Here is a 10,674-nt window from a genome sequence, read left to right on the forward strand (position 1 = left end):
CATAGGTTTGTAGGAGATATCCCCTGGATACACTTGGATATCGCGGGGACTGCTTATCTAAGCAAAAGTTATGAGCCTTACAGCGATGGGGCGACAGGAACCCCGTTGAGGACTATTGTTGAATGGCTTCGAACAATATGAAAAAAAGGTTCAATGTGTTAAGCGATCAATGGGGCAAGGGTGTGAACTCCCTTGGAACCTTGTTTCTTTTTGTAATATTCTTCTTACTGGCAATTCTTCCTTCATTTGCAACAGAAGCTACTTTAGAAACAACAGAGCAGTTCCGCATAAAAATAATTAATACTAAAAACGGAGAAATTTCTGTTAGTAATGATTTTGGGGAGACATTTCAAGTTATCGGACATATTGTTTATCCCTTAGAAAAGATCAATCCAAAAGGTTTTACCGCAACACAATGGGTTGGTTCATCTGAAGTTGCTGCGACTTCTGTTAATGCTATACATATTAAAGTTGATGATAAAAAAGGGATTTTTTCTATTGTTCCGAAAGAGTTCTTATCTTCAATTAAAAACTACAAATCTTACTTAAACTCAAGTTCATCGATTTATACGGATATTCCAGCCGGTAAAGCAATCTTTGGTGGGGGCCTTGCTCCGTTTGTTGGTAACGAGGTTTATATAAACGGGGAAAAAATAAAAGGGTCATTAAAAGAACGAGATGTTTTGACGATAATTGTTTCAGTCCCTTCTGACTGGCCCAAAAGTATTATTTTTGAAAATAAATTTTCTGGTAAGATATATTTTGAAGACAAAGATTGCAGACTCCGGATTATAGGAGAAGTTTTACGTCCTGTTCAAGGGGTGGGGAGATTCGACGGAACTTTGTATGCAAATCCGGGACGCATTCGCGCAAACCATCCTGGGGTAATTGACATTTCAACATCCCCTATTGGGCGAGTAGGGGGTTTTCAAATAATACCTGCAGGCCATGCTGGAAGTCCCGAAATGGGTTATGCAAGGATAAAAACTCAATGGATGGTTGTTTCTCTTCCTTCGGTTTTTGATAAGACTCCAGAAGGAGTTCCTCCTCTTTTTAAGAGTTTTTTAAAACCTCAGTATGATTATGATGATATCTATTCTGAGGTTTGGGAAGATAAATTTTTAGATAGATTTTTAGTTGAGGTTCAATTTGAGGATAAAGAAGTGTGGGAGCCTGTCCCTGTTTACGGCTTACTTCCCGGGGAGGATCTTCCATACGAGGCTGGAGTTTTTCTTAAAGGAGTAAAGAAAATAAGAATTTTATTCCCTCTGTAGTATTTTAAAAATGTTTTAAAAATCCTCTGAATTTTTTATTTAATTTCTTCGATAATAAAGCATGAGAGCTCTGAATAATTAAGTTTTTGACAATCCGTGACTCAGTTGTGCAATGTTGTGGTTTCCAACTAGAGTTTTTCATTGCTCTTATTAAAAAAGGCTTAAAATAATGTCTGAAATTGATTCTGTTGTTAATATTTCATCGACGGCCTCCTTATCAAAAAGGAAAAAAGATAAGGCCGATCTCCCGTGGTTAAGGGTTGCTGGCATGAGTATTGTTGATGAAAAGGGAGAGGTTGTTTCTCTTAATGGTATAAATCTTTCAAATAATGTTTGGGGGAATTATAACTATAGCAAAAGAAGACTTGAAAGGCCCACTGTGCAGGATAGGTGGGTTTTGCAGGACATAGATTTTGAACTGATTAAGCGCCTGGGATGCAAGGCCGTAAGATACGCTATAAATTATGGACTTTTTGCCAGAGATAATCCTAATCGTGAATCAAATTTGGTATTACTCAAAAGTCATATAGAAAAATTCAACAAAATTGGTGTTTATGTAATTATTGATTTGCATTTGCCTGAAGGGCTTGATGATCAAAACGATGCGGAAGAGAGAAAAAAACCAGGGAATGAAAGGCTTCAATCGATTTTTGAAAGTAAAAAATATTGGGCGGATACATTGGATATGTGGCGTTACCTTGTCAGGAACTTAAAAAATATTCCCGGAGTTGCGGGTTATGACATTTTTAATGAGCCTAGATTGCCTGCAACTGTTGATTGTTCAATGGAAGAGTTTATAAGAAAATATAATGAGCTGTGTTCTGTTATACGGAGTGAAGATAAAAGACATATTATTTTTGTTCCTGAATATATAAGCAGAGAAGCGAATATAGGAGAGAGGTATTGGGATAACAATAAGAGCGGATGGGCAATAGATGGAGGGGAGCAGGGAATTATTTGGAATGGTGGATTTGTTAAGGTTGATGACAGTAATGTTGTTTATGAAACTCATTATTATCAGCCGTATGAGTTTACTAATGGCGCTGCTTCGCCTTATTTTGATGCTAAGACCATAGAGAGAGATATTTCAAGGAAATTATCTTGGGTAAGAACTGTAGGGAGAGCCCCTTTAATTGTTGGAGAGTATGGTGTTGATAGAGCCCAGCCACCTGAAAAAAGAGTTTTATATTTAGATGCTGTTCACTCTACTTTGCACAAATATGGAATTTCCGGATTTTATTTTCAGTATAAAGATTCTGTAAGTTCATATTCTGATCCAGATACAACCTTTGGATTGTATGGCCAGTACGCGGGCTTTTGCAATGAATTTGATCTTGGAAAAGATTTTAAAGGTTATGCGATTGATGCGGCGAAACAAAATGGTTTTGATCTTTTTTACGAAAATGCTTTTTTACCAAGTATGTTAAATCCATTATTTGTTTATTTGCAATATTATGGCGGCGGGTGTCTGGACGTTAACAAGCCGACCCTTTTCCCTATCTCATTAATGGACAATTATCCTGTTTGGGTTAAATTGTTTAATTTCTTTCATAGCTTCTAGTTGTATTTTTATGTTTTTTGAAGCTCTTATAGATAAAATATGAAATAATTCGAGATAAGTAACGATATATATATCGAATAATAGGGAGAAAAAAATATGAGTTCTGGTGTTAGATTCAAAAGAGTTTCTTTGCCTAGATCTGTTGTAACAGAATTACGGGCTACTCCGAGAACTAGTAGCGTTAGATATGACGGTTTTGTGTATAGTGGGTTACGAGCTTTACCCGATGATAATTGTCGGTTTGTTGATAGTAACGGTTTAACTAGAAGATCATTAATTAGATGTCCGATAGTTAACGTTAGGCCTTATGGGAAAGAGTTTGAAGGAGAACTCCCTTTAAATCTTTCATTAAACGCAAAAAAAGAGACTGATGAGTATGAAGTTGAAGAATATAAGTCAGGAAACGTTGATCATAGGGGAAGAGGGAGAAGGGCTTTTTCTCTTTATGGAAATAAGACTGTAAGCTTTGTCTCTTACCATCCTGGGGGAAAAAATGATCCCCAAGTAGGAGATACTTCTCTTGTTTTTGAGGAAGGGGATGAAGGGCTAAAAGTTTTTTCTCATGAAATAGGGGATTATTTTTTACAAATAGAGGATTCTACATATCGTTCTCCAGAATTATCTATATATAGAAAAGATGGCGTTTTAGCGGGAGATAAAATAGGTATTTCTTCAGCATCGGACATTATTAAAATTACCTTTAAAAACGGGAATATAATTAAATTATATGTTAGAGATCTGTCTGAAAATGAGAGGTTGATCCCTTCTTTTAGAGCAAAAATATTTAGCGGAGATAATTTCTATGGAGAACTGGCAAAGCGCCCTGCAATAAATGAAATTCATTATCTGTACAGCTTTTGGATAAATAAAGACAATACCACTTCTTTAAGAGAAATTTTTAAGATTCCTTATAGGGATGTTATGCCTGCGGATATATCAATTTTTGGTATAACCATTAAAAGATTTTTAGGTTATAGGGATAATTCTGCGACTAGCAATTTGTTAACTGATGCAAGGAATGTGGCTCCCGCATATTTAGAATTTGATTTGGATGAAGCTTCCAAAGCAGCTGCTTATGGAGTTGGTTTGTACCTTGATATGCCAATTTGTATCGCGCATAGAAGCGGATTTTCTTTCTGGCTTTTTGCGACAGCCAATCAAATTAAATATGAAGAAAGGTTCAATTTTTCATCGTTTCTTTACAATCTTTTCAATAAGGCTTTTTAACGTTCCTGGGTTGGTTTGATTGTAATTGTTATATTTTTGTTGATATAATGTTTATATGAACAAGAAATTTTATATAACAACACCTGTTTATTATGTAAATGATATTCCTCATATCGGTCACGCTTATACCACAATTGGCGCTGATGTTTTAGCTCGTTATAAAAGATCAAAGGGTTTTGATGTTTTTTTCTTGACAGGAACTGATGAACATGGACAGAAAGTTGCCCAAGCTGCGGAAAGAGAGAAAAAAAACCCTAAAGAGTTTGTTGATTCTATTGTCGATAGCTATAAAAAAACCTGGGATCTCCTTCAGATAACAAATGATGATTTTATTCGCACAACAGATGATAGGCATATAAAGGCGGTTCAGGGTATTTTTAAAACCTTGCTTGAAAAAGGTTTGATTTATAAGGGGATTTATGAGGGGTGGTACTGTGTCTCTTGTGAGACTTTCGTTTTACAGGGTCAGACTTTGGATGCAAATGATCTGCCTTTTCGTGTTTGCCCTGATTGTCACGGAGAGACTAAAATCTTGAAAGAAGAGAGCTATTTCTTTAAATTGTCGGCGTTTGAGGACAAACTGCTTGTGCTTTATGCGGAAAATCCGGACTTTGTTCAGCCGAAATCGCGGTTAAATGAAGTTGTCAATTTTGTTAAACAAGGATTAAAAGATCTTTCAATTACAAGGACAACTTTTAACTGGGGAGTGCCTGTCCCCAATGATTCGAAACATGTTATCTATGTATGGTTTGATGCTTTGATAAATTATATTTCTGCGATCGGTTATCCGGATGGTGAAAAATTCAAAAAATATTGGCCGGCGGATATTCATTTGATGGGGAAAGAGATTGTTCGTTTTCATGCGGTTATTTGGCCCGCAATTCTAATGGCGATTGAATTTCCTCTTCCTAAAAAAGTCTTTGGACATGGGTGGTGGACTGTTGAAGGGAGGAAGATGAGTAAAAGTCTTGGTAATACGGTTGATCCGATAAAAATGAGTGAGAACTATGGGGTTGACGCTTTTCGTTACTTTGTTTTGCGTGAGGTCTCGTTTGGCAATGACGGCGATTTTTCAACACAGTCCTTTATAAATAGATATAATGCTGATTTGGCCAATGATTTGGGAAATTTATTGTCTAGAACATTGACGATGATAGAAAAGTATTTTGAGGGGAAAGTCCCTGATGTTAAAGATAATGCTTTTGATCCACTTTCCAGAGATATTATAAATTTAATTAAACAAACCCCATCTAAATTTGATGAGTGTATTGATCGGTTAGCTTTTTCTGAAGCATTGGAATGTGTTTGGATCCTGATCAGCTTTGCAAACGCTTATATTGAACAGGAAGCTCCGTGGGCGCTTGAAAAAAAAGGTGAAACAGAAAAATTGTCTTGTGTGCTATTTAATTTGTACGAGGCATTGAGAATTGTAGCGGCTCTCGTCAGCCCGTTTATGCCGGGTTCGTCACTTGAAATTTGGAAGCAGTTGAATTTTCCTCAAGAACCTCAAAGTATCTCTTTAAATCCCTTTGGCATGAAAATTGCTGGGATTGTTATAAAGAAGGGACAACCATTATTTCCAAGATTGAATAAATAATTTTGTTTTCGTCATTTTGGCGCTAGAAGTATTTAAAAATCTGGAGAGATGAAACTTTAATCATTATAACTATGTTAGGATGTAAAAATGTATATTGATACTCATGCTCATTTGACAATAGATGAACCCCGATTTCCTAATCGGGGTGAATATCCTGATTTGCAGGATGTTTTAGATCGTGCTAAAAAAGCTCGGGTTTTTGCCATAATAAATCCTTCCTTTGATTATGAATCGTCTCTTTCTGTCTCTTGTTTGTCTGATGATGTTGATTTTGTATATGGCGCGATTGGAATTCATCCTCACGATGCTGACAACCTGACAGATGAAATTCTGAGAAAGTTTAAGAAAATTGCAAAGGAGAATAAAAAAATTGTTGCAATAGGTGAGACAGGACTTGATTATTTTAAATGTAAAGTTGCACCTTATGTTCAGCAGGAATCTTTTAAAAGACACATGGATCTAGCTTTGGAACTTAATCTTCCGGTAATTGTGCATTGCCGTGAAGCGCATAATGATATTATAAAGATTATGAGCGAAAAAAAATATGAAGAGATAAAATGTGTTTTTCATTGTTTTGCGGGCGCAAAAGAGCTTTTGGCTTTTGCTATAAACAAAGGATTTTATATATCCTATACAGGAAATATTACATTTAAAAAAGCTGATTTGCTTCGAGAAAGCGTGAAAAATACCCCTCTTAATAGATTAATGATAGAGACAGATTCTCCTTATCTTGCGCCGGAACCTTTTCGCGGCCAGAGGAATGAACCCGCATTTGTTGCTTATGTTGCTAAAGCAATAGGCGCTCTTATAGAAAGGACTGAAGAAGAAGTAGCCGCAGTTACAACAGATAATGCCAAATTGTTTTTTGGTATACAATAATGAATTTTGAATTTTTTGAAAGAGCTTTAAATAAAATTGCGAGAGCAAGGAGGAAGACTACCCTTAAGGCAAGTTTTTTTAAACAACTGGCCTCTCTTCTAAAAACAGGAATTCCCTTAAACAAGGCCTTAAAATTTTTGGCTTTGCATTCGGATGAAAAGACAAAAAGAAATTTTGCGTTTATATCTTCTCGACTTGAAGAAGGGATCTCTTTTTCCCGTGCCATATATGAAGAGGGCTTGATATCGAGAGAGATAAGAAATATTCTTAAAATTGCAGAAGAAAATTCCATGCTAGAGGAGACTTTGTTTAGAGCTTCTGCCTTTTTAGATCGAAGGGATAAATTCAAAAAAATGCTTAAAACATCTTTAACTTATCCTTTTATTGTTTTAATTATGAGTATCTTTAGTTTCTTGGGGATGATTTTTTTTGTTTTACCATCGTATTCTGATCTGTTTTCTGCTTTTGATTTTAAATTGCCATTAATTAGCCGAATTGCGATGGTTCTACCTTATTATAGTTGGGTGTTGATTTTTTTACTGTTTATTTTAGTTTTTTTTGTCCATAAAATTTTTACAGATTTTGACTTTTGTATTAAATTCCCCTTGGCTGGAAACATTAGGATTAATATGTTAATGAGCGATTTTTGTTACAGTTTAAGTTGCCAGCTAAAAAGTGGGGTGTCTTTTGTTGAGGCTTTTCATAATTTTATTGATGGTTTAAATAGTAATGTGTTTAAATTGAAAGCATCTTTAGTGGTTGATAAGATTAGAAAAGGGAGTTCTTTGTCTTTTGCTTTTGCTTCAGCTTCTGACAAGTTGTTTAATGGATTGTTTGTGCAGCTTCTCGCAGTTGGAGAAGAGAGTGGACGACTCGCGGATGTATTATGGGAGGGGGGCGAGAGTTTTTCTGAGCAGGTTGAATATGATTTGAAAAATTTAGCGTCTTACATAGAGCCTGCCGCAACGCTTTTGGTGGGAGGGGTTGTAGCTTTTGTGGCGCTTGCCATGATTATGCCTTTGTTTGAAATGGTAAATTCATTGTTATAAAGGAGGAATTTTATGAATAAGAAGGGATTTACATTGTTGGAAATTTTGGTGGTTATCGGAATCATAGGATTGCTTGCGGTTTTCTTATTGCCAAACCTTATGGGGACTCAAGATCGGGCGAAGGAAGCATCTGTTAAATCTGTAATGCATTCTGTTCAACTTGCCGTTGAATCTTATAATATGGAGAATATGGTCTATCCCGTAGGAAAGAGTATCTCTGTCAGAAATTTATGTGAAAATTATCTTATGTCTGGCGGCTACATAGGCTCTATTCCAAAAAATCCTTTTACTGGAAAAGAATATGAAAATAATGATGTTGCGGGAAAAATAGTATATGATTACAGTGAAGTTGACGATAAATATGTGTTGACAGGATATAAGCGAAATGGGACTACAAAAATTCTTGAACTTTCTAACATGTAAAAAAATGTTTAATGAAGGTAAAATTATTTTAATAAACAAACTTATCCTTTTTGTGATGGCTTTGGTTGTTTTTTCGAGCATAGGTTTTGCTGATTATGATCCAAACGGAAAACTAGTGTTCTCCCTTGGCGGTGAAGTTTCTGTTTTGAATCCAATTCTTTCGACCGATTCTTCATCATCTGCAGTTGAAGGGGTTATCTTTTCCGGTCTTACAAAAATAAATGAAAAGCTTGAAGTTGTGCCTGATATGGCAAGGTCGTGGACATTTTCTTCTGACGGAAAAATCTGGACTTTTTTTCTTAGAAAAGATATCAAGTGGCACGATGGAGTCAATTTTACCGCAGAAGATGTCAAATTCACATTTGATTCTATACTCAACCCCAAAGTTAATTCTATTAGAAGATCAAGTTATATTATTGATGGCAAGCCGATCAAGTTTAATGTTATTGATAAGTATACGATACAGGCAATTTTGCCAAAGCCATTTTCCCCATTTCTTGTAAGCACGGGAATAGGGATTATTCCAAAACATCTTTATGAAAAAGGGGATATCAACACTTCTTCTTATAATAGAAAGCCAATAGGGACAGGGCCTTTTAAGTTTTCCAGGTGGAAAACGGGAGATTATATAGAGGTTGTAAGAAATAAAGATTATTATGGAGGAATCCCTCTTCTTTCTTCCATAATTTATAGAATTATCCCTGATGAAAATGCGACCCTTATTGCTTTGGAATCGGGACAAATTGATACTGCCGGCATCCCGCCGAAAGATTTTGCAAGAATGAAAGGGGGAAAAGGGATAAAACTCTTTGAATATGACACTCTTCTGTATACATATCTTGGGCTAAACAATGACCACCCTCTTTTTTCTGACAAAAGAATCAGGCAGGCACTTGCTTATGCTGTTGACAAAGATCAAATAATTTCGCTGGTGTTAAAAAATTTGGGATCAAAGGCTTATTCCCCGTCGCATCCTGTTTCATGGGCATATTCGGAAAATGTTTCAAAGTTTAGCTATGATACAAAAAAGGCTAATGATCTTTTAGCAAAAGCGGGCTGGTCTTTTTCAAAGGATGGCTGGAGATATAAAGATAGAAAAAGATTTGAATTTACATGTTTAGTTAACCAAGGCAATAAGGAAAGAGAAAAAGCGGCTATAATTCTTCAACAGCAAGTTAAGAAAGTCGGCGTCAAAATGAATATTCGTGTTATGGAGTGGGCTGCCTTGCTTAAAATCTTAAACAGTCCGTCGTCTCCTAAAAAGTTTGATGCAATAATTATGGGATGGTCGCTGGGGCTTGATCCTGATTCCTATTCGATCTGGCATTCAAGTATGTATCCTCAAGGATTTAATTTTATAAAATATAATAATCCTGAAGTTGATAAATTGCTTGAACAGGGGAGGACTACCATCAATAAATTGGCTCGAAAGAAAATTTATACAAAATCATATAAAATCATATCAGCCGATCAACCCTATATTTTCTTATGGTATCCTCATTCGATAATTGGGGTAAGTGACAGGGTGGGAGGGTTATCAAAACCCGGACCTGCCGGGCTATTCTTGAATATCGAGAAGGTTTTTGTGAGAGACAATAGATAAAAAAAAACCTTTGTTTAATATGCAAAAGGGTGTTAAAGGTAAGTTTTTTTTGAAATTTCAAGTGATTTTTGGTATAATATCAAATAAGAAACTAATTTAAACCTCTAACTTAGCATATGAAGATTAGTTGTTAAGGAGTGAAAAAAATGAATCAAGTTATAGTTTCTTTAGACAAAGACTACAATCTTCAAGATGTTTCTGAAGTTTTAAACTCAATGTTTCATGAGAAATTAAATTTTGCTCAATACAAGGTGGATAAATACAAAGATTTATGTTCTGAATTTGAAAAAAAACACAAAATCGATTCCGAGCAATTTTTAAACAAGTTTGAAAATGGTGAAACAGGAGACGATGCTGATTATTTTAATTGGTTTGCCGCAAAGAAAGGCCTTGATCTCTGGACTAAAAAGCTGTCAATTCTAAAAAGTGCCTCAATAAAATAAAATGACAATTAAGGAATATCAAACCCAATTTTTAAAATTATGCATGGATTCTCCTATTATTTCTGATTCGAATGTGAATTTTGATGAAATTGATGAGAATAACTGTTATATTTCCGGACTACTTGAGCTAATAGATGCGTCTGTTTTGTATATTGCGGAATATGTTGAAGTAAAACACGGGAATATAACTCGACTAAAATATAGATACCATTGGCAAAAAAAAGATGCTTCTTTTATAGCAAGATGGGATAATGTTCCTCATCATAAAGAGATACAATCTTTTCCATTCCATTTACATGAAGGAGATAAAATTTATTCTTCAAAAGAAATGGCAATAGATTTAGTTTTAGAAGAAATTGGCGCTAGGATTATATAAAATTATATCAGTTGATCTGCCTTATATTTTCCTATGGTATCCTCATTTTATGATTGGGGTAAGTAACAGGGTGGGAGGGTTATCAAAACCCGGGCCTGCGGGATTGTTTTTGAATATTGAGAAGGTTTTTATGAGGGACAATAAACAAAAAAACACCCCTTTGTTTAATATGCAAAAGGGTGTTTAAAAAAAGTTTTTTATTTATTGGTTAAAACTTTTTATTAACTTTTCAGATGTTATCT

The 10,674-nt window shown here is 35.2% G+C and carries 10 protein-coding genes; all 10 read left to right on the forward strand.

Annotated elements, in window-relative coordinates; genetic code table 11:
• Positions 1-137 precede the first annotated feature (137 nt).
• The 10 genes from A2290_05110 (at position 138) to A2290_05155 (ending at position 10,432) form a co-directional block, all read left to right on the forward strand.
• A complete protein-coding gene (locus A2290_05110) occupies positions 138-1,274 on the forward strand; it encodes a hypothetical protein (GenBank protein ID OGC15307.1) in 1,137 nt (378 codons plus the stop codon).
• A 169-nt stretch (positions 1,275-1,443) separates the two neighbouring features.
• The gene (locus tag A2290_05115; protein ID OGC15308.1) at positions 1,444-2,835 is read left to right on the forward strand and encodes a hypothetical protein; all 1,392 of its coding nucleotides are present in this window, start codon (positions 1,444-1,446) and stop codon (positions 2,833-2,835) included.
• Positions 2,836-2,931: 96 nt separating this feature from the next.
• Positions 2,932-4,062, forward strand: coding sequence for a hypothetical protein (locus A2290_05120; GenBank protein OGC15309.1), 1,131 nt, complete (start codon positions 2,932-2,934; stop codon positions 4,060-4,062).
• 55 nt (positions 4,063-4,117) lie between these two features.
• Positions 4,118-5,659: a methionine--tRNA ligase gene (locus A2290_05125; GenBank protein OGC15310.1), complete on the forward strand. Its 1,542-nt coding sequence runs from the start codon at positions 4,118-4,120 to the stop codon at positions 5,657-5,659.
• Positions 5,660-5,746: 87 nt separating this feature from the next.
• Positions 5,747-6,538, forward strand: coding sequence for a hypothetical protein (locus tag A2290_05130; protein ID OGC15311.1), 792 nt, complete (start codon positions 5,747-5,749; stop codon positions 6,536-6,538).
• Positions 6,538-7,587, forward strand: coding sequence for a hypothetical protein (locus A2290_05135; GenBank protein ID OGC15312.1), 1,050 nt, complete (start codon positions 6,538-6,540; stop codon positions 7,585-7,587). Before A2290_05130 ends, A2290_05135 begins: the two co-directional genes overlap by 1 nt.
• A 12-nt stretch (positions 7,588-7,599) precedes the next feature.
• On the forward strand, positions 7,600-8,010 hold the full coding sequence (locus A2290_05140; GenBank protein OGC15313.1) for a hypothetical protein: 411 nt from the start codon (positions 7,600-7,602) through the stop codon (positions 8,008-8,010).
• Positions 8,011-8,041: 31 nt separating this feature from the next.
• The gene (locus A2290_05145; GenBank protein ID OGC15316.1) at positions 8,042-9,613 is read left to right on the forward strand and encodes a hypothetical protein; all 1,572 of its coding nucleotides are present in this window, start codon (positions 8,042-8,044) and stop codon (positions 9,611-9,613) included.
• A 146-nt stretch (positions 9,614-9,759) separates the two neighbouring features.
• Entirely contained in the window at positions 9,760-10,056 is a 297-nt protein-coding gene (locus A2290_05150; protein ID OGC15314.1) for a hypothetical protein, read from the forward strand.
• A 1-nt stretch (position 10,057) separates the two neighbouring features.
• Positions 10,058-10,432, forward strand: a complete 375-nt coding sequence (locus A2290_05155) for a hypothetical protein (GenBank protein OGC15315.1) — start codon at positions 10,058-10,060, stop codon at positions 10,430-10,432.
• Positions 10,433-10,674 lie beyond the last annotated feature (242 nt).

It is taken from the genome of candidate division WOR-1 bacterium RIFOXYB2_FULL_36_35 (genome assembly GCA_001771505.1).
Taxonomy (GTDB): Bacteria; Margulisbacteria; WOR-1; order XYC2-FULL-46-14; family XYC2-FULL-37-10; genus XYB2-FULL-36-35.